This window comes from Sorangium sp. So ce394 (assembly GCF_051474665.1).
In the GTDB taxonomy this organism is placed as follows: domain Bacteria; phylum Myxococcota_A; class Polyangia; order Polyangiales; family Polyangiaceae; genus Sorangium; species Sorangium cellulosum_D.
The window spans coordinates 3,572,352-3,594,640 of sequence record NZ_CP150339.1 but is presented as its reverse complement, the minus strand read 5'-3'; the positions used below and the strand labels follow the sequence as shown (position 1 = coordinate 3,594,640).

Annotated in this window: 22 protein-coding genes; 8 read left to right on the top strand and 14 right to left on the bottom strand. The window is 72.7% G+C overall.

Features of this window, described 5'->3' with window-relative positions; genetic code table 11:
* Position 1 precedes the first annotated feature (1 nt).
* From ureC to WMF33_RS13445, 8 genes are all read right to left on the bottom strand, one after another.
* Positions 2-1,723, bottom strand: coding sequence for an urease subunit alpha (gene ureC / locus WMF33_RS13480; protein ID WP_437337515.1), 1,722 nt, complete (start codon positions 1,721-1,723; stop codon positions 2-4).
* 12 nt (positions 1,724-1,735) lie between these two features.
* Positions 1,736-2,047 (bottom strand): urease subunit beta, encoded by a 312-nt coding sequence (locus tag WMF33_RS13475; RefSeq protein ID WP_437337514.1) that lies wholly within the window; start codon positions 2,045-2,047, stop codon positions 1,736-1,738.
* An 18-nt stretch (positions 2,048-2,065) separates the two neighbouring features.
* Positions 2,066-2,416: an urease subunit gamma gene (locus WMF33_RS13470; protein ID WP_437337513.1), complete on the bottom strand. Its 351-nt coding sequence runs from the start codon at positions 2,414-2,416 to the stop codon at positions 2,066-2,068.
* 10 nt (positions 2,417-2,426) lie between these two features.
* Entirely contained in the window at positions 2,427-3,281 is an 855-nt protein-coding gene (locus WMF33_RS13465; protein WP_437337512.1) for an urease accessory protein UreD, read from the bottom strand.
* Between the two features lie 495 nt (positions 3,282-3,776).
* Complete coding sequence (locus tag WMF33_RS13460; protein ID WP_437337511.1) at positions 3,777-4,877, bottom strand: phytanoyl-CoA dioxygenase family protein; 1,101 nt, start codon at positions 4,875-4,877, stop codon at positions 3,777-3,779.
* Positions 4,878-5,073: 196 nt separating this feature from the next.
* Positions 5,074-5,886, bottom strand: coding sequence for an SRPBCC family protein (locus tag WMF33_RS13455; RefSeq protein ID WP_437337510.1), 813 nt, complete (start codon positions 5,884-5,886; stop codon positions 5,074-5,076).
* Between the two features lie 200 nt (positions 5,887-6,086).
* The gene (locus WMF33_RS13450) at positions 6,087-6,884 is read right to left on the bottom strand and encodes an N-formylglutamate amidohydrolase (RefSeq protein WP_437337509.1); all 798 of its coding nucleotides are present in this window, start codon (positions 6,882-6,884) and stop codon (positions 6,087-6,089) included.
* Positions 6,885-6,945: 61 nt separating this feature from the next.
* Positions 6,946-7,482 (bottom strand): RNA polymerase sigma factor, encoded by a 537-nt coding sequence (locus WMF33_RS13445; RefSeq protein ID WP_020734746.1) that lies wholly within the window; start codon positions 7,480-7,482, stop codon positions 6,946-6,948.
* A gap of 100 nt (positions 7,483-7,582) precedes the next feature.
* Here WMF33_RS13445 and WMF33_RS13440 point away from each other — a divergent pair, with 100 nt between their 5' ends.
* Entirely contained in the window at positions 7,583-7,957 is a 375-nt protein-coding gene (locus WMF33_RS13440; RefSeq protein WP_437337508.1) for a thioredoxin family protein, read from the top strand.
* 153 nt (positions 7,958-8,110) lie between these two features.
* Here WMF33_RS13440 and WMF33_RS13435 read toward each other — a convergent pair whose 3' ends face one another.
* The 4 genes from WMF33_RS13435 to WMF33_RS13420 all read right to left on the bottom strand — a co-directional run bounded on the left by WMF33_RS13435 (position 8,111) and on the right by WMF33_RS13420 (position 11,777).
* Complete coding sequence (locus WMF33_RS13435; protein ID WP_061629219.1) at positions 8,111-8,476, bottom strand: hypothetical protein; 366 nt, start codon at positions 8,474-8,476, stop codon at positions 8,111-8,113.
* A 384-nt stretch (positions 8,477-8,860) separates the two neighbouring features.
* Complete coding sequence (locus tag WMF33_RS13430; protein WP_437337507.1) at positions 8,861-9,331, bottom strand: hypothetical protein; 471 nt, start codon at positions 9,329-9,331, stop codon at positions 8,861-8,863.
* Between the two features lie 22 nt (positions 9,332-9,353).
* On the bottom strand, positions 9,354-9,851 hold the full coding sequence (locus WMF33_RS13425; protein WP_437337506.1) for a hypothetical protein: 498 nt from the start codon (positions 9,849-9,851) through the stop codon (positions 9,354-9,356).
* A 534-nt stretch (positions 9,852-10,385) separates the two neighbouring features.
* Positions 10,386-11,777: a sigma 54-interacting transcriptional regulator gene (locus tag WMF33_RS13420; RefSeq protein WP_437337505.1), complete on the bottom strand. Its 1,392-nt coding sequence runs from the start codon at positions 11,775-11,777 to the stop codon at positions 10,386-10,388.
* Position 11,778: 1 nt separating this feature from the next.
* Here WMF33_RS13420 and WMF33_RS13415 point away from each other — a divergent pair, with 1 nt between their 5' ends.
* From WMF33_RS13415 to rarD, 4 genes are all read left to right on the top strand, one after another.
* Entirely contained in the window at positions 11,779-12,093 is a 315-nt protein-coding gene (locus WMF33_RS13415) for a hypothetical protein (RefSeq protein ID WP_437337504.1), read from the top strand.
* A 63-nt stretch (positions 12,094-12,156) separates the two neighbouring features.
* Positions 12,157-12,696, top strand: a complete 540-nt coding sequence (locus tag WMF33_RS13410) for an RNA polymerase sigma factor (protein WP_437337503.1) — start codon at positions 12,157-12,159, stop codon at positions 12,694-12,696.
* Positions 12,693-13,541, top strand: a complete 849-nt coding sequence (locus tag WMF33_RS13405; protein ID WP_437337502.1) for a hypothetical protein — start codon at positions 12,693-12,695, stop codon at positions 13,539-13,541. Before WMF33_RS13410 ends, WMF33_RS13405 begins: the two co-directional genes overlap by 4 nt.
* A gap of 179 nt (positions 13,542-13,720) precedes the next feature.
* Positions 13,721-14,611: an EamA family transporter RarD gene (rarD, locus tag WMF33_RS13400; RefSeq protein ID WP_437337501.1), complete on the top strand. Its 891-nt coding sequence runs from the start codon at positions 13,721-13,723 to the stop codon at positions 14,609-14,611.
* Between the two features lie 24 nt (positions 14,612-14,635).
* Here rarD and WMF33_RS13395 read toward each other — a convergent pair whose 3' ends face one another.
* A complete protein-coding gene (locus WMF33_RS13395; RefSeq protein ID WP_437337500.1) occupies positions 14,636-15,487 on the bottom strand; it encodes an inositol monophosphatase family protein in 852 nt (283 codons plus the stop codon).
* 146 nt (positions 15,488-15,633) lie between these two features.
* Between WMF33_RS13395 and WMF33_RS13390 the strand changes: the two genes are divergently transcribed.
* Together WMF33_RS13390 and WMF33_RS13385 are read left to right on the top strand one after the other, a co-directional pair.
* Positions 15,634-16,734 (top strand): TauD/TfdA family dioxygenase, encoded by a 1,101-nt coding sequence (locus tag WMF33_RS13390; RefSeq protein ID WP_437337499.1) that lies wholly within the window; start codon positions 15,634-15,636, stop codon positions 16,732-16,734.
* A gap of 277 nt (positions 16,735-17,011) precedes the next feature.
* A complete protein-coding gene (locus WMF33_RS13385) occupies positions 17,012-18,079 on the top strand; it encodes a lysylphosphatidylglycerol synthase domain-containing protein (RefSeq protein ID WP_437337498.1) in 1,068 nt (355 codons plus the stop codon).
* Between the two features lie 49 nt (positions 18,080-18,128).
* Here WMF33_RS13385 and WMF33_RS13380 read toward each other — a convergent pair whose 3' ends face one another.
* Positions 18,129-19,010: a Uma2 family endonuclease gene (locus WMF33_RS13380; RefSeq protein ID WP_437337497.1), complete on the bottom strand. Its 882-nt coding sequence runs from the start codon at positions 19,008-19,010 to the stop codon at positions 18,129-18,131.
* A 658-nt stretch (positions 19,011-19,668) separates the two neighbouring features.
* Here WMF33_RS13380 and pepN point away from each other — a divergent pair.
* Positions 19,669-22,281 carry an aminopeptidase N gene (pepN, locus tag WMF33_RS13375; protein WP_437337496.1) on the top strand — a complete coding sequence of 871 codons (2,613 nt, stop codon included), beginning with the start codon at positions 19,669-19,671 and terminating at the stop codon, positions 22,279-22,281.
* Positions 22,282-22,289: the final 8 nt, after the last annotated feature.

Here is a 22,289-nt window from a genome sequence, read left to right as displayed (position 1 = left end):
GTCAGAACAGGAAGTAGCGCTGGGCCATGGGGAGCACCTCCGCCGGCTCGCAGGTGAGCAGCTCGCCGTCGGCCTTCACGGTGTAGTGCTCCGGGTCGACCTCGATGCGCGGCGTGGCGCTGTTGTGGATCATGCTCGCCTTCGAGATCCCGGACCGGGTGTTCTCCACCGCGACGAGCGGGCGCGACAGCCCCGCGGCCGCCCCGACCCCGCGCGCGAGCGACGCCTGGCTGACGAACAGGACCGAGCTCTCGATCGCGCTCCGGCCATAGGCCGCGTACATCGGCCGGTAGTGCACGGGCTGCGGCGTCGGGATCGCCGCGTTGGGATCGCCCATCGGCGCCATGACGATCGAGCCGCTCTTGAGCACCATGTCCGGCTTGACCCCGAAGAAGGCCGGCGACCAGATCACGAGATCGGCGAGCTTGCCGACCTCGACCGACCCGATGTGCCGGCTGACGCCCTGGGCGATGGCCGGGTTGATGGTGTACTTCGCGACATACCGCTTGGCGCGGAAGTTGTCGTTGTTCTGCTTCTCCTCCGGCAGCCTGCCGCGCTGTCGCTTCATCTTGTCGGCGGTCTGCCAGGTCCGCAGGACGACCTCGCCGATGCGCCCCATCGCCTGGCTGTCGCTCGACATGATGGAGATGGCGCCGAGGTCGTGCAGGATGTCCTCGGCGGCGATCGTCTCCTTCCGGATGCGGCTCTCGGCGAACTTCACGTCCTCCGGGATGTCCTTCTTGAGGTGATGACAGACCATGAGCATGTCGAGGTGCTCGGCGACCGTGTTCTTGGTGAACGGCCGGGTCGGGTTCGTGGACGCCGGCAGCACGTTGTGCACCCCGACCAGCGCGATGACGTCGGGCGCGTGGCCGCCCCCGGCCCCCTCGGTGTGGAACGAGTGGATCGTCCGGCCCTTGAAGGCCCGGATCGTATCCTGGACGAAGCCGCCCTCGTTCAGCGTGTCGGAGTGGATCGCCACCTGGACGTCGTACGCGTCGGCCACGGAGAGGCAGTTGTCGATGGCCGCGGGCGTGCTGCCCCAGTCCTCATGGAGCTTCAGCCCGCAGGCGCCAGCCTCGATCTGCTCGATGATGCCGGCGGGCCGGCTCGTGTTCCCCTTGCCGAACAGGCCGATGTTGATCGGCAGCGCCTCGGCGGCCTGGAGCATGCGCCGGAGGTGGAAGGGGCCGGGCGTGCACGTCGTCGCGGTCGTGCCCGCCGCCGGCCCGGTGCCTCCGCCGATCAGCGTGGTCAGGCCCGAGCAGAGCGCCTCCTCGACGAGCTGCGGGCAGATGAAGTGGATGTGCGTGTCGATGCCGCCGGCGGTGACGATCTTCCCGGCGCCCGCGATCACCTCGGTGCCGGGGCCGATGACGATGGTCACGCCGTCCTGCACGTCGGGGTTGCCGGCCTTGCCGATGGCGGCGATCCGGCCGTCCTTGAGGCCGATGTCCGCCTTGACGATGCCCCAGTGGTCGAGGATGAGGGCGCTCACGATCACCGTGTCGACGGCGCCCTCGGCCCGCGTCCTCTGCGACTGGCCCATGCCGTCGCGGATGACCTTGCCGCCCCCGAACGAGACTTCCTCTCCATGGCCGTGGAGGGCGGTGAGGTCGTGCTCGACCTCAATGAAGAGGTCGGTGTCGGCGAGCCTCACCTTGTCGCCGACGGTCGGGCCGTACAGGCTCGCGTAGTTGAAGGGAGTGATCGTGGAAGGCATCGCCCGGGTCTCCTAGAGTGAACCGTTGATCTTGCCCTGAAACCCCACGACGACGCGGTCGCCGCCGTAGGCCACCAGGGGCACGTCCTCGTACGTCTGGCCCGGCTCGAAGCGCCTCGCCGTGCCGGCCGGGATGTCGAGCCGCATGCCGCGGGCCCTCTCGCGGTCGAACTCGAGCGCCCCGTTGGCCTCGTAGAAGTGGTAATGGCTGCCCACCTGGATCGGCCGATCGCCGGTGTTCTTGACGGTGACCGTCGCGCTCGGCTTGCGTTCGTTGAGCACGATCAGGTCTTTTCTTCTGCTGATGATCTCTCCGGGGATCATGGGACCTCCTCCTCGCCGCTACGGCTTGTCGTGCTCGTTCTGGGGCGCCGACATGACCCCGAGCCGCGGGCCGATCGGGTTGTGGACGGTGACGAGCTTCGTGCCGTCGGGGAACGTCGCCTCGACCTGGACGTCGTGGATCATCTCGGCGACGCCGTCCATCACGTCTTCGAGGAAGACCACGCGCGCGCCCCTGCGCATCAGATCCTCCACGGAATGGCCGTCGCGGGCGCCCTCCATCACGAAGTCGGAGATGAGCGCGATCGCCTCCGGGTAATTGAGCTTGACGCCGCGCTCGAGCCGCCGGCGCGCGACCATCGCCGCCATGGAGATGAGCAGTTTGTCCTTCTCTCGCGGGGTGAGATTCATCGACTCCTCCTCAGATCGACCAGAAACGCGGCATGCGCGCCGGGTGCCCCGAGCGCGCCGCCCTGAGCCACGAAGCCAGATCGGCGAGATCGCGCCGCACGTGCGCCGGCTCCGCGCCGAGCGCCCGGGCCACGAGCGCCCCGCCGACGAGCGTGACGCCCGCGCGGGACGACCCCCGCGAGAGCCGCGCGCGCGCCTCGTCGACCCACGCCGCCGCGTCGTCGGCGACGAGCAGCACGAGCCCCGCCGCCGTGGCGCCACCGAAGCCCGCGGGATTCGCGATCTGCGCGGCGACGTCGCCCGAGAGGTCGAGCGCGTCCGCCCACGTGAGCCGCCCTCCGCGCCGGAGGCGCCACACGTCGTGCAGCGCGCCGGCCGTGAAGCGCTCGCCCCGCGCGAGCCGGCCGAAGACGACGAGATCCAGCGCCAGGAGGCTCCCGCCGGGCGCGACGTCGAGCTCGACGCGCCGCTCGAGACGGGCGCTGTTGAACAGGATCGTCTCCTGGGGCAGCCACTCCAGCTCGGCGCCTTCCTCCGCGCGGAGCCGGAGCGACAGCTGGCTCGGGGCGCCGAGCGAGGGATAGATCTTCTCGGCGGCCTGGCTCGTCACGGTGGCCGTGGCGCCGCGGGACGCCTCGATGGAGACCCGGAGGACATCGCCGCCGGCCGTCCCGCCGGAGGTCGTGATGAACACCCCGAGCAGCGGCTCGTCCGGCTCTTGCCGCGGGAAGAGCATGCGGCACGGGGAGCGGTGCGCGACGTGCACCGGCCTCGTGCGATCGTGCCGCTCGAAGCGGACCTCGAGAAACCCGTTGTCCCGCTGCAGCCCCAGGCGGCGCTCGGGGTAGTCCGTCGGATCAGCCAATGAGAGCCCCTGTCGATCGTGCAAAGTGCGCCGCCTCGCCGCTCGCCGATCCGGCGTCGGGTTTGTACTCCAGCCGGTGCAGCGCTGTCCATAGGACTTTGGTCCCACGCCGGTCGCCTCTCTCGACGAGCGGGCCAGCCGTGCGCAGGCGGAGCGCGCGCCGCGACGTGCGACGCGCAGGCCGAGGATCGAGCCGTATGTCCGTCGTGTAGCCGCCCGGTCACGGTCCTGTCATCCTCGACAGGCTCATCCACCGCACGGCCTTTCCCAGGCTCGCCTCCGGCACCGCGGTGGAGAAGAATTCGAACGACAGAGGCACAGAGGACAGAGATATAGCCTTTCTCTCTCTTCCTTTGTGCCCTCTGTACCTCTGTGGCTCGGCTACGCATATCCGTGGTCGATTCCGCCCGAATCGACCACGATCGACTCCAGCTATGCGGCGCATCACTGCAGAGGCCAGGTGGATGGGTCCACCGACTGTATGTTGAACGATATTCAGCCCCGGTGCTCGCGGTCGCGCGTGGGGGTCGTCGCGCGCCGGTTGTCCGGGTGCACCATCCGCCTCAGTGACGGATCGTACGTGAAGAACGCATCGAAGAGGTTCAAGAACGCGTGCTTCTCCCGGACCAGCCGGGAGCACACCTCGGGGCCGAGATCGGCGGGCGCCCCGCCGCGCAGGATCTGGAGGTTGAGATCGGCGCCGGGGTTGGCCTCGTCGCGGCTGGGCGCGGGCGCGAAGTTCAGGAGCCACGAGGCGCGATCCACCGCGGAAGCGTTGGCGCGGCTCCCGTGCCATACGTAGTTGTGCAGGAACAGCGCGTCGCCGGCCCGCATCGTCACATCGACGGACCGCTCCGGCGCGTCGAACGGATAGACATAGAGGCACGCTCGCGTCTCCTCGATGTCGACGAGGGGGATCCAGAGGTGCACGGAGCCCTTGTGGCGCCTGGACGCCTCGGAGAAGCCTTCCTTGCCGCCGTCGACGTCCCGGTGGCGCCGGGTGGCGTACGATGAGCCCGCGCGCACCACCATGACCTGCTCGTACTCGAGGAACACCTCGTCCCCGACGATGCTCCGCAGGAGCGGCCCCAGCTTCTCGGCCAGCGCCTGGAGCAGATAAGGGACCTGGAGCAGCACCTTCTCCAGGTTGATCTTGTCGCGGTAGGCCGCCCTGTCCTCCCCCCACACGTCGGCGATCAGGGGGTGCACGACGGCGCGCAGGGCGCTCACCACGTCCGCGGACAGGACGCCTCGGACCACGGCAAACCCGCGTCGCTCGAAGTGACGCTGGACCTCGGCCGTGTAAAAGGCGTTGTCGACGGCGCGGATCCCCTCCCACACGTCCACGGGCCCTCCCTGGTCGAGCGAGTGTGCGAAGTACCGCTCCGCCCTCTCGGTCCCGTCCGCGCCGCGCACCACGTACCGAAACGGCTCGCCGGGAGCCAGCTGGCCCGCGTCGACGGTGTAGAGATGCGGCAGATCGGGGTGCGGCTCGCAGCCGACCGACGTTCCCCCCTCGGAGCGAGCCAGGAGGCTCTCGCCGTGCTGCAGGTGCATCTCGATGAGTCGCTGGCACCTTGGATTCATGGCCGTCATGACGATGGCATATACACCTCCAGCGGCGGGCACAGGGCTCGCCTCTCGCGGTGCATGTCGCGGCCATGGTGGGGTCATGGCGGCCCCGCGCGCCATGGGACCTTGGTCCTACGCCGCAGCGCCGCCGCGCTCGCGTGAACGACGCCAGGCGTCCCCAGGGAGCTCCCGCCCCTTCCGCCTCGGCGGCCTCCCCGGCTCACGGACCAGGAGAGAAGCGCTCGGCCATCCACGCCTGCCACGAGGGCTCGGCGCGGGCGACCGCGGCTTTGGCCTGGTCGCCGTACAGGTAGAGGCGGATCGGCAGGAAGATCTTGCCGGCCATGGGGAGCGCGAAGATGTGGGCGATGCCGGGCGCCGGCTCGTCGAGCCGCAGGAGCAGCTCCGGATGCTCGCTCGGCCCGGCGCGCTCGACGACGCCGGCGAGGGGCGGCGCGCCGGCGGAGGTGCTCACCCGCTGGCCCTCGGCGGCGCCCGCGAGCCCGAGCTGGCCGACCAGCGCGTCCCACGTCGCGGCGAGCGGCGCGGGGCCGGCGCCCATCACCTGGAGCGCCGCGCTGGGCTCTCCGCGGAAATGGGAGAGATAGAGCCGCAGGATGCGGAAGAAGGCGACCCAGCCCTGCTCATGACCTTCGAACTGCTTGTCCCAGTCGTCGGTGCTCGCGAACCAGCTGTGCACCACGCGCACGACGCAGCTCCCGCCGGACCGCGCCTCGACGATCCACTCCGTGGCGACGGCGGGGCTCCCCGGCCCCATGTCCTCCGGGCTCTCGGCGGCGAACCGGCGCGGCGGATCCCAGGCCGTGATCTTCGACACCGAGTCCATGCTGTTGCCCGGGCCGAAGTGAGACACGGCGGCGCCGCCCTCGCGCTCCTCCACGTCGCTCGGCACGAACCACGACGAGATCCCGGGTCCGGTCGCGATGGCTCGCCACACCTCCTCGGGGCTGCCGGGGACCTCGACCTCCGCTTGGACGCTCCGGCGGCCGGACGCGTCTTTTTTCACTGGCATGTTGGCTCCTTTCGAAATGTCGCGATCCGGGAGCCGAGCTCCGCGAGCCGCCGGCTCTCGACGAGCTCGACGGCCGCCGTGGCCGCGGCGGATCTCGACGTCAACGTCAGCCACACGTCAGGCTTAACCTTGACAACTTTTTTTGTCAATGACGTCGGCCCGGCGGTCCCCGCGGGGGGCGGGGCCGCGCGCGGCCCCGGTCACGCGCCGCCAGCCCCGGGGAAGAGCCCGGGCTCGATCTCCCGGTAGATCGCGGCGAGGCGCTGCGCCCAGGCCTCCACGCCGTCGTCGCTCAGCAGCCCGTCCTGGCGGATCTCGAGGAGCACGCACGGCAGGCCGCGGGCCTCGCCGTGCACGGGGATGCCGTAATCGCCCCCCTCGGTCACGCGGTACGGCTCGTTGTCGCCGACGCAGAGCCCGGGCTCGCGGCGCATCGCCTCGAGGAACGGCGCGGCGAGCCGCCGATCGCGGCCGTAGAGGACCGCGGCGTGCCAGGGCCGGTCCTGGCCGGGCATCGACGGGGTGAAGCTGTGGACGCTGAGGATCGCCGTGCTCTTCCGGCGCTCGCGCCGCTCGTCGAGGAGCGCGTCGATGGCGCGGTGGTAGGGCCAGAAGCACGCGTCCGCGCGCGCCGCGGCCTCCGCGGCGTCGATGGCGTTGCCGGGGATGGGCACGCCGCAGCTGATCTCGGGGATGGAGGTCGGCGAGCCCAGCGGCCGGTTGCAGTCGATGACCAGGCGGGAGTAGCCGGAGAGCACGAGCGCCGCGTCGAGGAGGGCGGACAGGCGCCGCGCGAGGCGCGCCGCGCCGATGTCCCAGCCGGTGTGCTGGCAGAGCGCTTCCTTCTGCGCGCCCAGCTCGGCGAGGCGCCGCGGGACCGCGTTGGAGGCGTGATCGCAGAGCAGGACCGCGCTGGATCGACCCTGGGGATTCACCACCTCGAACGCAGGCGGCTCGTCGGGCGCGAGGATGCGCAAGGCAGGCGGGGAGGAGCTCATGGCGTCTCGCCCGAGACATAGCAGACCCGAGCGCCGCCGCGCCGCGCGCGATCGGCCGCGATCAGGGCGGCGCCGTCATGCAGGCGCGCAGCGCGGCCTTGGCGCGGTGCAGGAGGACCGCGACGTGGCCGGCCGAGATGCCGAGCGCGCGCGCCACGTCCTCCCCCGGCTGCTCCTCGAGCATGCGCAGGGTCACCACCGCCTTCTGGATCTCGCAGAGCTCCTCGACGCACGCGCGCAAGCGCACGTGCTCCTCCGCGCGCGCGATCGCCTCGTCGGTCGCCGGGACGACCCCGGCGGCCTCCGGGTGCGCGTCGAGGTCCTCGTGCGGCCGGGCGCGGAAGTGTCGGCGGCGCCGGTTGCGCGCGGCGTTCCGCACCATGCCGGCGAGCACGCCTCCCCACGCGCCGGCGTCCTCCGGGAGCTCGCCGCGCTGCGCGACGGTGAGCAGCGTGCAGAGGCCCTCCTGCACGCAGTCGACCGCATCCTCGGGCGTCACCCCCTCGGCGCGCGCCAGCGCGGCGAGCGCCGCACGCTCGACGCGCACAAGGTGCGACACGCGACCCAGGATGTCGTCCGCGTCCTTGATGGCTTCCATGGTCTACGGAGGTCAGGTCTCGAGCCGCGCCCACATTACACCGGCGCGCGCTGTAATGGATGCCCGCGTCGAGACCTGCCAAGGCATGGAGGCTCGCGCAATGTCCACGAATCCCATCCACGAGATCAACGAGCTCGACTTCGACGCCGAGGTGCTGGAGGCCGGGGTGCCCGTCCTCGTCGAGTTCACCGCGGAGTGGTGCCCGCCGTGCCGCGCGCTCGCGCCGATCCTGCACAAGGTGGAGGAGGAGGGCGCAGGTCGCCTGAAGGTGGTGGCGGTGAACGGCGACCGGAGCCCGGCGCTCGCCCGCCGCTTCGGCATCCGCGGGCTCCCCACGGTCGTCGCGTTCGCCGGGGGCAAGGAGGTGGCGCGCCACGTGGGGCTGACCACGAAGGAGAAGCTCCTGAAGCTGGTCGAGGGGCGAGAGCTCTCCGCGGGGGCGCGGCGAGACCGGGCGGCGCCCTCGCCGCTCTGACGGCGTTTCGCTGACGGCGTCTCGCTGAGGGCGTCTCGCCGGTGCTCCCCTGGTCTGGCGGCGGCGCGGCGGCTCGGCCCGATCCTGCGCGGCGGCTCGGCCCGCGATCTGGCTCGCTCCGGGGGCCGCGCCGGCGGCGCCCCCGCCCGCCTTCTACCGTCGTTGCCGGTCGCGCGGTCGATGCGTACCGCGCTGCCCCTGGTTGTCCCGCTGCCCCTCGGCGGCGGGGAAGCTGACCCGGCGCGTCGCCTGCTCGGTTGCGGAGACCTCGAACGGCCCGACCGGCTGCGGTTCGCTGACCGGCCTACCGTTCTCGTCGACGAGCGTGATCGTCCCGACGTAGTCAGCGGCGGTGACCTGGACGCTCGTGTCGAACCGCTCGCACGGGACCACCTGCCTGGTGACCTGGTTGTTCTTCGCGTCGATGAGCATCAGCTCGACCGCGCTCGCGCCGTACGCCTTGCATTGAGAGGCGTCGGTCTTGTCCTCGATCGACCACTGGACGGTGACGAATCCCATCTTTTCGGGCTCTGTCTCCCCCGGCCGTGTCTCTCCAGGCTCCGTCTCGTCGCTCGTGTTGTGCATGCACGCGACCATCATCGCTGCGCATGCGCATAGCCCTGCCACAGAGTAGATACTTCGCATTCTCAACCTCGCTGTGCTCGGCGCAGATCCCGGCGCCGCGCTCCGCGCCAGCAACGCGGGTGCCACGCTGGTCTCGCGGCGGGGCGGCGAGCGACGAGAGCTCGCCCGCCGGGCGTGAGCCGCGGTTCTGCCCGCGTGGCTGCGCGCCGGCGCGCAGGGCCACACCATCGGGCCGGCGGGCGCGGGGCTCGGCGGGGAGGGCGCGCTCCTTCCCATGCGGTCGGTCGCCCGAGCGTCGCCCTGGGCCGGCCGCCGCGGCTACCCGGGTGGACGGCTCAGGTAGACACGCGTGCGGCCGGGGAACCGCTGAAAGTTGGTGCCCATATCGCCGACGACGGCGCGCGCGATCAGCTTCTCCACGAGGGCGCTCGACAGCGTGTCCATCTGCGGGTGCGAGAGCTCCAGGCGGCACAGCGTCGACGCGCACGCGAGCGCGGTCACCTGCACTTCCCGCGGCAGCGCCTCGCGCAGCTTCGCGCCGAGCTCCTCCTCCGCCTCGGCGCGCCAGCGTGGATCCGGAGGTTCCCTCTCCACCCGATCGCTGAGCTCCTGATAGAAAGCATCCATCGCCCGCGCTCGCGCGGCCGGATCCTCTCCGGCGGAAGGTCCACCCGGCCCGACCGCCGCGAGGGTGGCCTGATCGACCGTACGCAGCCGATGCTCGACGTACCCCACCGCGCCGATCGAGCAGGCGACGGCCACGAGGCTCAGCATAGTTGAGTAGCGCACGGCCTTGCCAGACGGTGAAGGGTTAGAACGCACGAACGGAGCGAACACCCGACTGAATGTTGCTGCTCGTGCCGCCCAGCACCGGCGGAAGCACGCACTCGACCACGTAGCTGTTCGACGCCGAGCCGCTGCCGATGTTGACGCTGAAATTCAGCGTCGTGACGCCGGTGAACACCCCCGTCGTGCTCGCGAAGGGGGTCGTCCCCAGCACGTTCCCCGACCCGTCATAGACGCGGCCTCGGCACGACATGACGCCCAGAACCCCATCGTCCGTCTGATCGTCCACGACAGCAGAGAAATTGATCGTCCCCGATCCGAGGTTCGCCTCGATCGGCACCGGGCACAGCAGGGAGGCGCCCTGAAAACCGTAGGTCCCGCTCAGCAGGTGGCTCGTGACCTCCTCGTCCGTCCCATACTGAGGCTGGCAGATCGATCCGTGCACCGCGGCGTCGGACGTCGTCGTCGCGAGCACCGCCCCGACGAGGAGCGACCCCGCGAAGAGCACCCTCGGCAACGTCAAACGAGCCGAAAAACCGGCACACCGCTCCCTCAACGCGCGCATTCTCGCCATGGAGATACCCCTCATTCCACAATCCAAAGAGTGGACCACGAATCGGTGGCGGACCGACCCCCGCGAGCCTGCAGAGCGCTCGCAGGAGGACCGAGAACCGGGCTCCTCGCGACGGCCTAGACCCTCCGGCCGTCCTCGACTCGCGCTGACGGTCTAGCGCGAGCTCCTATCTACGTCAAGCCGACAACATGAATGCTTCGATCATGAACCATCATGTCACGCTCGCATCGTGACATGTCACGCTCGCATCGTGACATGTCACGCTCGCAGACCGATTCGTCACGTGACATCTCACGATCGCCGTTCGCGGACATGGGCTCGGCGTTGCGCTCGCCGCCTGCGACAGCGCCATTTTCCCCCAGCGATGGACGTATCCAGCTCGGCGGAAGTTGCCGCCCGCGCGCGTCGACGCGCGCGGAGATGAGCCATCCGCTCGCCCCTCCGGGCCGCGATCAGCCGGCCGCGATCACCGCGCCGCGCGGATCAGCGGAAGTCGTCGACGTTCATGTTGTACCGCCGGATCCACCGGTGCACCTGCGCGCGATCTCTCCCGAGCTCGCGCGCCACCGCGGCGACGTTCCCCCGCCGCTGCACCAGGAGCTCCCGCAGCACCTTCTCGTCCGGGGAGATCCTCGGCGGCAGCGTCGCCCTCGGCGCGTACGCCCCCTCGCCTGCAGGCATCGGCGCCTCGTCCGGGATCGGCGTGGCGCGGGCCTCGTCCGCGGGCGGCGGCTGCGACGCCGAGCTCCGGGCCCCGTAGCCCCGCATCGTGCGCCGGATCTCGTCGCTGAGGTCCTCGACGTCGAGCTCGGCGCCGCGATCCCTCGCGGCCCAGCGCTTGATGAGCGCCTCGAGCTCCCGCACGTTGTAGGGGAAATCGTGGTGGAGCAGGCCCGCCATGAACGCCATGCTGGGCCGCGCCACGGGCCGACCGTGGCGCCTCGCGAGCGCGATGCACAGCGAGAAGATGTCTTCCTTGCGCTCGCGCAAGGGCGGCAGGGTGATGCGGAGCTCGTTCAGGCGAGCGAACAGGTCGGCGCGGAAGGCGCCCGTCTGCTGGAGCGCGTCGAGATCGCGGTGGGTGGCGGCGACGATCCGCACGTCGACCTGCTCGGGCTGCGACGCGCCGAGCGGCGTGATCTCCTTCGACTGGATCACCCGGAGGAGCTTCGCCTGGGCTTCGAGCGGCATATCCCCGATCTCGTCGAGCAGGAGCGTGCCCTGGTGGGCCGCGCGGAGGATGCCGAGCCGGTCGCGGTCGGCGCCCGAGAAGGCGCCGCGCTGGTGCCCGAAGAGCTCCCCCTCGATGAGCGCGGCGGGGATCGCCGCGCAGTTGACGGCCTGGAGCGGCCCGCGCCTGCCGCTCCAGTCGTGGAGCTGCTCGGCGAAGATCTCCTTTCCGGTCCCGCTCTCGCCGAGGATCAGCACCGACAGCTCGCTGCGCGCGATCTCGCGCAGGCTCCCGGCGAGGCGCTGGCTCTGGTAGCCGCCGACGATCCGGCTCGTCGAGGCGCGCGGCCGAGCCCCCGCCGGCGCGTCCGGATCGTCGAAATACGCGCCGTCGATGCGGTAGTGCGCGTAGCTCTCAGCGTCGCTCTCGACGAACTTGAAGATGGCGTCGCCGATCCGGATCTCGTCGAGGTGCGCGAGGACGGCCTCGGCGACGAACTCGCCGTTGTGCAGCGTGCCGTTGCGGCCGCCGAGATCGACGAGCTGCCAGACGCCCCCGCGCCGCTCGATGCGGGCGTGGTGGCGCGACGCGGTGCGCGTCGGTATGTAGATGTCCGCGCTCGGGTCGCGGCCGAGGACCGAGCCCGACTCGGAGAGGCTGTACGCCGGGCGAAACTGCTCGTAATTGGGCGCATAGAGCAGCACGATGCCTGCCCCCGAGCTCACGCGCCCGGCGGCCGGCGCGCCAAGTCGCATCGATGCCGTGGTGTTCAACGTCGTTGTCGATGCGCTTCTGTCGCCGGACATCGTGTGGGCCATGCTACCAAACATCCTCCGCGCGGCGCAGGCTTTGTTCCGTTCACACCAGCTCTCGTCGCGTCGGATCCGTGCCTTCCGTGCGACACCGCTCGCGCGGGACACTTTTTGCTACATCGCCGCACAGGACAGGGGCCGCCAGGTCTTCCGGGCGGCCCCGCTGGCGGGGACGGTCGACGTCGTTCTCGACGTTCACTTTCCTTGATAAAGGCTCGCCCCCCGGGCCATCCAGGGAGGGCCGCGGGCGTCGCTGCCTCGGCCCCTCCGGATGACCCTCCAGCAGATTTTCGAAGAGAACGCGGCCTACGTGTGGCGCGTGCTGCGAAGGCTCGGCGTTCGCGACGCCGACGTCGAGGATGTCTGCCAAGAGGTGTTCCTCGTGGTCCACCGGAAGCTCGACACCTTCGATGGCAGCTCGGCGCTGCGCACATGGCTCTACGGCATCTGCCTGCGGCTCGCGTCGGAGTACCGGCGGCGACCGCACCGGAGGCGCGAGGAGGTGGCGGGCACCGTCCCCGAGCAGATCATGGCGGCGCCGCAGGACGAGACGCTCGACCGCCGCCGCGCGCTCGATCGGCTCGACGCGGCGCTCGATCAGCTCGACGACGACAAGCGCGCCGTGTTCGTCCTGTACGAGATCGAGCAGATGCCGATGGCGGAGATCGCGCAGGCGGCGGGGTGTCCGCTGCAGACGGCGTACTCGCGGCTGCGCGCGGCGCGGGCGCAGATCGAGGCGACGATGCGCCGGCAGGAGCTCGTCGCGGCGCCGGCCGAAGCCGCGCGGATGACCGCGAGGAGCAGCGCATGAGCGACGAGCTTCCCAGGTTGATCGACGCGGACGGCAGCCCGGACGCGCTCCGGCTCGGGCTCGAGGCCGCGCGGCGCGACGGGCCGGACGAGGTCCGGCTGGCGCGGCTCGCGGCGCGGCTCCCGCTCGGGGGGCCAGGGCCGTCGGGCGGCTCGGCCGCGCCGTCGGGCGGCTCGGCCGCGCCGTCGGGCGGCTCGGCCGCGCCGTCGGGGCTCGCTCCAACCGTGGCCGCCGCGCCGCCGACGGTCCTCTCCGGCCTGGCGATCGGCGCGGCCGTGGGCGCCGTGCTCGTCGGGGCCGTGTGGCTCATGCCGTCGCGCTCGCAACCGCCGCCCGGGCCGCCCCGCGCCGCGGCGGTCGCGACCGCGCCGAAAGCGGCGCCCACCGCCGCCCCCGTCGCGGAAGCGCCGGCGGTCCCCGCGGACGCCCCCCCTGCGGCGCCGCCGCCGCGCGGGCTCGATCCGGAGCCGCCGCGCCCTCCGGCGAGCGCGCCGGCGCCCCCGCGCGCGCCCGCCCCGGCGACCGACGCGAAGGTCGCGGGGGACCCGGCGCAGGCGGCGCTGCCCGACGCCGAGACGGAGACCGGCCTGCTGCAGCGCGCGCAGGACGCGCTCGGCGCGCGCCCCGCCGAGGCGCTCGCGCTCACCGACGTCCACCGCGCGCGCTTCCCGGGCGGCGCGCTCTCCCAGGAGCGCGAGGTGATCGCGATCGGCGCCTTGAAGGCGCTCGGCCGCGGCGGCGAGGCGCGCGCCCGCGCGGATCGCTTCGTCGCGGAGCACCCGAGCTCGGCCTACCGCCGCCGGATCGAGGTCCTCGTGCCGGAGCTGAGGAGCGACCCGCGATGACGGCGGGCCCGCCCGCAGAAGACGCTTGAAATCCGGGAGCAACCTGGACATGTTCGCCGCGGCTGGACGCGAGCGGCGCCCCGCGACGGCTGCGCCGGGCCGGAAGGATCGCGCCCGGGAAGGCATCACCGTTCATGCGCACGCCCGAGAACGCTCGCGAGAGCCGCCGTGAAGCGGCCTTGGGCGTCGTTTACGGCATCGCCGCCTACAGCGCGTGGGGCGTCGTTCCCGTCTTCTGGAAGCAGCTCCGGCACGTTGGCGCGGTCGAGATCCTGGCCCACCGCACGGTGTGGAGCCTGCTCGCGTTCGCGGCGCTCACGCTGGCCACGGGGCAGCTCCGCGCGCTCGTCGCGGCGCTCCGCGACCGGCGCGTCGTCGGGGCCATGGCGGCGACCGGCGCGCTCGTCTCGGCGAACTGGGTCCTCTTCATCTACGCCGTCGCCGTGGGGCGCGTGCTCGACGCGAGCCTCGGCTACTTCATCAACCCGCTGCTCAGCGTGCTCCTCGGCATGGTCTTCCTGCGCGAGCGGCCGCGCCCGGCGCAGTGGATCGCGCTCGGCCTCGCCGCCGCGGGCGTCGTACACCTCGCCGCGCGCGCCGGCTCGGTCCCCTGGATCGCGCTCGCCCTGGCCGGGACGTTCGGCGTCTACGGCCTGCTGCGGAAGGTCGTCGCCGTCAACGCGCTCCCGGGCTCCACGCTGGAGACCCTGTTCGTCGCCCCGCTCGGCGCGGCTTACCTGGCCACCCTCCACGCCCATGGCGCCGGCGCCATGGGCCGCGTGGATCTCCGCACCGACCTCCTCCTCGCCGCCACCGGCATCATCACCGCGCTGCCGCTCGTCTGGTTCACGAACGCGGCGCGACGCCTGTCGCTCACCACCCTCGGCTTCCTCCAGTACCTCGCGCCCAGCGGTCAGTTCCTGCTGGCCGTGCTGGTCTATGGCGAGCCGTTCACGGCCACCCAGGCGGTGAGCTTCGCCTGCATCTGGACCGGGCTCGCCGTGTTCAGCGCCGACGCCGCGCTGCGCGCGCGCCGCGGGCCCGCGCGCATCGCTCCGTCCCGTCCCTGAGCCGCGCGCGGCGCGTCGAGCGGCTCATCGCGCCTCCGACGCACCACGCCCGGCGTCGTCTCCGGCGGAGAGCACCTGCCGGACCCGATCCGCGATGCCCCGGCTCCGGGCGATGACCGTCACCTGGTCCTTGTCCGTCGGCGCGTAGCGCGTCCCGTCGAGGTGCTCGGCCACGCCGTTCGCCTCGCGGAGGATCAGGGCTCCGGGGGCGTGGTCCCAGGGCAGCAGGCGATAGTAGACGCAGAAGTCCTTGTCGCCGCGCGCGACGCTCGTGTACTCGATGCAGGAGCTGCCCGCGTCGCTCGCCTCCTTCAGCCGGCCCCGCGCGCGGACCTCCACGGTCGCGCGCAGCTCGCTCGGCATGTAGCGCGCGTAGATGGTGCCCGCCGGCACCTCGGCGGCGGCCGCGGGCTCGGCGCTGAGGCGCGCGCCGTTCAGGAAGGCGCCCGCCCCCTCCTCGGCACAGAAGGTCTGTCGCCGCGCCGGCAAGTGGATCCACGCCGCGCGCGGCTCCGAGGCCCTCACCAGCGCCGCCATGATCCCGAAGCGGTCGTTGCCCTCGACGAAGTTGCGCGTCCCGTCGAGCGGATCGACGAGCCAGATCCAGCCGTCGCCGCCGAGCGCGTCGAGCAGCCGCGGGTCGGCGTGCGCCGCCTCCTCGCCGACCACCGCCGACCCGGGCAGGAGCGCGCGCAGGCCCTCGGTCAGGCGCCGCTCCACCGCGAGATCCACGGTCGTCACGAGGTCGCCGGGGTCGGCGACCGTCGCCTTCGACGTCACGTCGCCCGGAGCGAGGCGCCGCCAGAACGGCAGCATGTGCTCGCTCGCGACCTCCTCCAGGAAGGCGCCCACGCGGGCCAGATCGGGGATCGGCATCGCGGCAAGATACGTCCCCTGATACTGTCCGCTGAAGGCAAAGCGGCACGAGGATCGCCTTGCGGCGCCGGCGGCAGCGCGCTCCCTTCCTTCCCGCGCGCGGGGGGAGCGCGAGCGCCCTCCGCGCCGCGACCCGAGGGCACACGATGAGCTCCGAAGAGACCCTACCGAGCGCCGACCTCTCTCGGATCCCGGCGCACATCGCCGGCCCCGCGGCCTGGTACGGCCCCGCGATGGCGCGGGGCGACGGCTGGATCGAGCACCTCACGCCCGCGGAGGTCGAGGAGGTCGAGGCCGCCGTCCGCCGCTTCGGCGAGACGGGCGCCGATCCGGCGCAGATCCGCGCCGAGGGCTTCCCGCTGCCGACGCTGGCCGCGCGCCTCCGCCGCGTGCTCGCCGAGGTGCTCGACGGCCGCGGCTTCGCCCTGCTCCGCGGGCTGCGCGGCCGCTGGCTCGACGGCGGCGGCCGCGACGACCTGCGCGCGGCCGCGATCGCGTTCCTCGGCATCGGCAGCCACCTCGGGAGCGCGCGCTCGCAGAACGCGCGCGGGCACGTCCTCGGTCACGTCAAGGACCTCGGCCTGTCGAGCCAGGACCCGAGCGTGCGCGTCTACCAGACGCGCGAGCGGCAGACGTTCCACACCGACTCGAGCGACGTCGTCGCGCTGCTCTGCCTGCGGACCGCGCGAGCGGGCGGGCTCTCGGCGCTGGTCAGCTCGGTCACGCTGTACAACGAGATGCGGCGCGCGCGCCCTGACCTCGTGGAGGCGCTGTTCGCGCCGATCGAGACCGATCGCCGCGGCGAGGTGCCGGCGGGCGAGAGGCCGTATTTCCGCATCCCCGTGCTCAACTGGCACGCTGGGCTCCTGTCCGCGATCTACCAGCGACAGTACATCGAGTCGGCGCGCCGCTTCCCCGACGTCCCGCCGCTCACGGCGCGTCAGGTCGAGGCGCTCGACCTGTTCGACGCGCTCGCCAACGACCCGGCGCTCCACATGACCATGGAGCTCCGCCCGGGCGACATCCAGCTCGTGCACAACCACACGCTGCTGCACGATCGCACGGCGTTCGAGGACTGGCCGGAGCCGGATCGCAAGCGGCACCTGCTGCGCCTCTGGCTCGCTCCGCCCGGGGCGAGGCCGCTGCCGCCGGTGTTCCGCGAGCGCTTCGGCTCGCTCACCCCCGGCGACCGCGGGGGCATCGTGGTGCCGGGCGCGCGCCTCCACGCGCCGCTCGATCCGGCGTGAGCGCCGGGGTCACGGGCGCGGGCGCCAGCGAGCCCTCACGGCAGCCCGTCCGGATCCGGGGCTGACCGTCTCGCCGATCGGCTCGCCGGCGCTCCCGGGGCGTCCCGCCGCCGCGAGCGCGCGCTGCTCGCTCAGGGCGCCTGCGCTCCGCAAGGCAGCTCACCGCCGCGTGCGCGCGTTGCCTGCTCAGGGCGCCTGCGCTCGCGAGGCAGCTCACCGACGCATGCGCACGCCGCGCCCACATGGCGCCGGCATGCGCCTCGCAGCCCCTCTCCGCATGGCTCCCTTGCCTCCGGCCCGAGCGGCAGAGGAATGCTCCGGCGGCGAGCCCGGGCCCGCGCCGGTCGGCGGGGCGCTCGTCCCGGTCGCTCCGCCCGCCGCCCTGAACGCGCCCGCCGCCCGCCGCGCGCGGTGGAGGGCGCTGCTCCACGCGGCGCTCGCGGCCTTCGGTCTGGCCGCCCTGGCCGCGCTCATCCGCCATGTCGGCGCGGCGGAGATGCTCGCCGCGGTGATCCGCGCCGCGCCGTTCTTGCCGTTCCTGGTCGCGCTGGAGGCGGCGCGCATCGGCTGCGAGGCGCTCGCGACCGGCCTGCTCTGCGCCCCGCGGCGCGTGCCGACCGCCGAGCTCCTTCGCATCCACGCGGTCACCTACCCCGTCATGGCGCTGATGCCGGCCGGCCGCGCCGCGGGCGAGGCGGTCAAGGCCGCGCTGCTCTCCCCCTACGTGGGCGCCCCGCGCGCGGCGGCGATCGCCGCGGCGAACCAGTCGCTCGCGCTCCTGGGCGCGGCGCCGCTGTCGCTCCTCGCGGCCGCGGCGCTCTTCCGGATCGGCGGCGGCGCCTCCCCGTTCGCGCTCGGCGTGCTCGCGCACGCCGCGCTCCTGGTCGCGAGCGGCCTCGGCGTCGCCTTCGCGGCGCGGCAGCGCGCCGCCTCGGCGTGGATCACCCGGCGGTTCGCCCGCGCCGGCCAGCTCACCGCCGCCTTCCAGGAGGCGGTCCGCGAGCGCGCGCCCGTCCCGGCGTGGCCGTTCGCCGCCTGCGTCGCGGGCCGCGCGCTCCAGGCGGCGCAGTACGCCGTGCTCCTCGCCGCCGTCGGCGCCGAGAGCGGCCCGCTCCGCGCGCTCGCCGCGTACGGCGTGGGCGCGGCGGGCACGGCGGCGGGCGACCTCATCCCGGGTCAGATCGGCGCCACCGACGGCGCCTTCACGCTCGCCGCCCCGCTGCTCGGGCTCACCGCGAGCTCCGCCATCGCGATCTCGCTGCTCGTGCACCTGCTCCAGGCGGCCTTCGCGCTCGCGGGGATCGCCGTCACGCTCGCGTGGCGGCGCAGCCCGCCGGGGCGGTGAGCCGAGCTCGGCCGGGGCCAGGGAGGTCGCGCGCGCCTCCGGCGGGCGCTCAGCGGCGCTCGCGCTTGAGGCGCGTGAGCTCGGCGAGGGCCTCGGCCAGCCGCCGCTCGGCCGCGTCGGCGCGCTGCCGCTCCTCGTCGGCGCGCTGCCGCTCCTCGTCGGCGCGCCGTCGCTCCTCGTCGGCGCGCCGTCGCTCCTCGTCGAGCCGCTCCTCGGCGTCATCGAGCCGCTGCTCGGCCTCTTCACGGCGCGCCATCAGGTCGTTCACCATCGCGCCGAGCCTGGCGAGCACCTCGCGCGGCTCCGGGAGCCGGGCCAGCGCATGGTAGAAGCATAGCCGGTCGCCCTCCAGGCCCAGGTCCAGATCGAGCACGGCGCTCGCGAGCAGGCCCCCCTTCCGGGCGATCGGCTCGTAGCGCGCGCTGCCCTGGGCGAGCCGGAAGCCGCGCAGCCGGCGGCGCCGGCGGTCGAAGACGAAGTACTCGGGGATCCCGAGCGACGCGTAGCGGGCGGCGAGGTTCTCGAGCTCCTCGTTGCTCCTCTCGTTCCAGAGGATCTCCATCGCCAGGTCGACCCCCTTGCCCTCCGCGCTCACGGACCAGCAGACGCGTTCCATCACCTCGACGTCGCGCACCGCGATGAGATCCGGCGCGACCATGCGCCCTGCCGGGTAGTAGACCGGCAGCTCGCACGCGAGGTACACGCGCTTGCCGATGCTCTGGAAGTGTCCGCCCAGCGTGTCCCGGGCCGCCAGCTTCGCGTTGAAGTGGAAGTCGCCCTCGGGCGGGCTCGCCTCGGAGATCTCGAGCTCCGACGGGAGCGCATCGACGACGCGCTGCCGCTCCTCCGGGGTCATCCGGTCCCAGATCTCCTGCGGCGGGGCCCGCGGATCGTGGGGGTCGATGACCCAGGATACCGGCGCGCGCTCCATGGTCCGAGCATAGCGAGCCCGCGCACGCGCTACCACGGCACGCGCCCCGCCTGGTAGGCGCTCGGGCTCGGACCGTCGGGACGTTCCAGGACCGCGCCGAGCAAGCGCCGCGCTCCCCCACTCGCGCCGCCTTGCACCCGGAGGGAGTCCGGCACCTCCGCGCGTGCTCTGCACTGCGTCCCGGGAGGGGTCCGGCACCCCCGCCAGCGCTCTGCATTGCGGTCCGAAGGGGTCCGGACCCCTCTTCTGGCACAAAAAGAAGGGGGTACGCGGGGCTGTTGGCACAGAAAACCCTCGAAAACGTGTTTTCTGGCACAATCTTGCCCTAAAAATCGCTCCGCCGAGCGTTCTCGAGGGGTCCGGACCCCGGTGTGTCGCAATGCATTGCGTTTGTGCCGGTGCCGGACCCCCCTCCCCTGGCACAGAGCAACGCCGTTCTGGCACAGAACCAGGGCGCGCTGCTCCGTCCGGAGGCCGCCCGCGGCGTCGGCTTCGGCTCCCCAACCTGGGTCGGTTCCCCAACCTGGGTCGGTTCCCTCGCCCCGTCCCTCCACCGACCGCCCGGCGGCCTCCCCCCGCGCCTCGCGGCGGGGCGGCGCGCGCGACCGCGCCAGATCGCTGGCCACCCTCCGGGGGTTCGTCCTAGGGTGTGCACGTCATGACGGAAAAGACCGGCGGCCCTGGACGGGACGTGCTCACCCAGAAGGAGGCCGAGGAGCGCGCCGCGCGCATCGGCAACGCGCGCTACGAGCTCTCCCTCGACCTGTCGCGCGGCGACAGCGGCTACCGCGGCGAGGCGATCGCCTACTTCGACGTCCGCGGCAGCGGCGACACCTTCATCGACTTCCGCGGCCGGCGCATCGAGCGCCTCGAGATCAACGGCGTCCCGGTCGAGCCCGAGTGGTCCGACTGCCGCATCCGCCTCCCGGGGAAGCTGCTCGACCCGGAGACGCGCGTGCGCGTCGTCTACGAGAACGACTACGACCATACCGGCGACGGCTTCCACCACTTCCGCGACCCGGAGGACGGCGAGGACTACCTCTACTCGGACCTCGAGCCGTTCAGCGCCCACCGCCTGTTCCCCTGCTTCGACCAGCCGGACATCAAGGCGAGCTACCGCCTCTCCGTCACCGCGCCCGAGGACTGGGAGGTCATCGGCAACGCCCGCATCCGCCGCACCATCGGCGCCGGCCTCGGGCGCTCGACGCGCGTGTTCGAGGAGACGACCCGCTTCAGCACCTACATCTTCGCGCTGATCGCCGGCCCCTACAGCGGCGTCCGCGACGAGCACCGCGGCATCCCGCTCGGGCTCTACTGCCGCAGATCGCTCGAGAAGCACCTCGACCCGGACGAGCTCTTCACGATCACCAAGCAGGGCTTCGACTTCTACCCCGAGTTCTTCGACTACCCGTACCCCTTCACCAAGTACGACCAGGTCTTCGTCCCGGAGTTCAACGCCGGCGCCATGGAGAACGCCGGCGCCGTGACCCACAGCGAGCGGATGATCTTCCGCGACCCGCCGACCGACCACCAGCGCCTCACGCGCGCGGAGGTGTTCCTCCACGAGATGGCCCACATGTGGTTCGGCAACCTCGTGACCATGCGGTGGTGGAACGATCTCTGGCTCAACGAGAGCTTCGCCACGTACATGGCCTTCCTCGCCATGGAGCAGGCGACCCGGTTCCAGCCGGCCGTGTGGAAGGCGTTCAACGTCATGAAGAGCTGGGCCTACCGGCAAGACCAGCTCGTGACGACGCACCCCATCGCCGGGGAGCTCGCGGACACCGAGCACACGTTCATGAACTTCGACGGCATCACCTACGGCAAGGGCGCGGCCGCGATGAAGCAGCTCGTCGCGGCGATCGGCCTGCCCGCCTTCCGCGACGGGATGCGCCGGTACTTCAAGCGCTACCAGTACGGCAACGCGACCCTGCGCGAGTTCCTGTCCGCGCTCGAGGAGGGCTCCGCCCGCGACCTCGGCGCCTGGTCGCGCGTCTGGCTGGAGCAGGCGTCGCTCAACACGCTGACCGCCGAGTGGGAGCCCGACGGCGACCGCATCGGCCGGCTCCGCGTGCTGCAGACGGCCCCCGAGGACTACCCGACCCTCCGGCCGCACCGCATCGACGTGGCGCTCGCGCGCGAGGAGGGCGGCGCGCTCGTGGTCGACGCGGTGCCCGCCGAGATCGACGGCGCGGCCACCGAGGTCGCCGCGGCGCGGGGGCAGCGCGCGCCGCTCTTCGTGTTCCCGAACCACAACGACCTCACGTTCGCCAAGATCGCGCTCGACCCGGGCTCGCTCGCGTTCGTGCGCGAGCACATGGGCCGCGTCGAGGATCCGCTGCTGCGCCAGCTGCTCTGGTCGTCGCTCTGGAGCATGGTGCGCGACCAGAAGCTCGCCTCCCCCGCGTACCTCGCGCTGGTGCGGGACAAGCTGCCCGTCGAGCCCGACCTCTCGCTCGTCGAGCCCGTGCTCTCGAACGCGGTGACGGCCCTCGCGCGCTACGTGCCCGACCCGATGCGCGAGGTCGAGGCGAGCGCGTTCACCGGCCTCGCCCTCGAGGCGCTCCGGGCGGCCCCCCGCGGCGACGCGCAGATCGTGTGGGCGCGGGCGCTCCTCAACGCGGCCTACGCCGCGCCGGATCTCGCCCTGGCCGCGCGCCTCGTCGACGGCGAGATCGAGGTGGAGGGGCTCGAGATCGACCAGGAGATGCGCTGGACGGTCGCCGTGAAGTGGATCGCGCGCGGCATGGCCGGCGCGGACGCGCGGCTCGCCGCCGAGCGCGAGCGCGACCCCTCCGATCGCGGCCAGCGCGCGGCGCTGCGCGCCGAGACGGCGCGCCCGGATCCGGCGGCGAAGGCCGCGGCGTGGGAGCGCTTCCACGAGGGCGGGTACGGCTCGCTGCACCTGACGAGCGCGGCCATGTCCGGCTTCAACTGGTCGTTCCAGCGCGCGCTGCTCGAGCCGTACGCGCAGGGGTTCTTCGAGCGGGTGCAGCAGGTCTTCGAGACGCGGACGCACGAGCTCGCGTCCGCGTATTTCACCCACCTGTTCCCGTCGTACCGCGTCGATCGGGACCTCCTCGCCGCCGCCGAGGCGCGGCTCGCGGCGCTCCAGCGGGCCCCGGACGGCGCGGCGCCGCGGCTGCCGATGCTGGTGCGGATGCTGCGCGAGGCGATCGACGACCTCGCGCGGGCGATCGGCTGCCGGGAGCTCGCGGCGGCGAGCGCGCCCCAGAGCGCCCGCGCGGGGAGCGGCGGCGCCCCGCGCTGAGCGGGCGG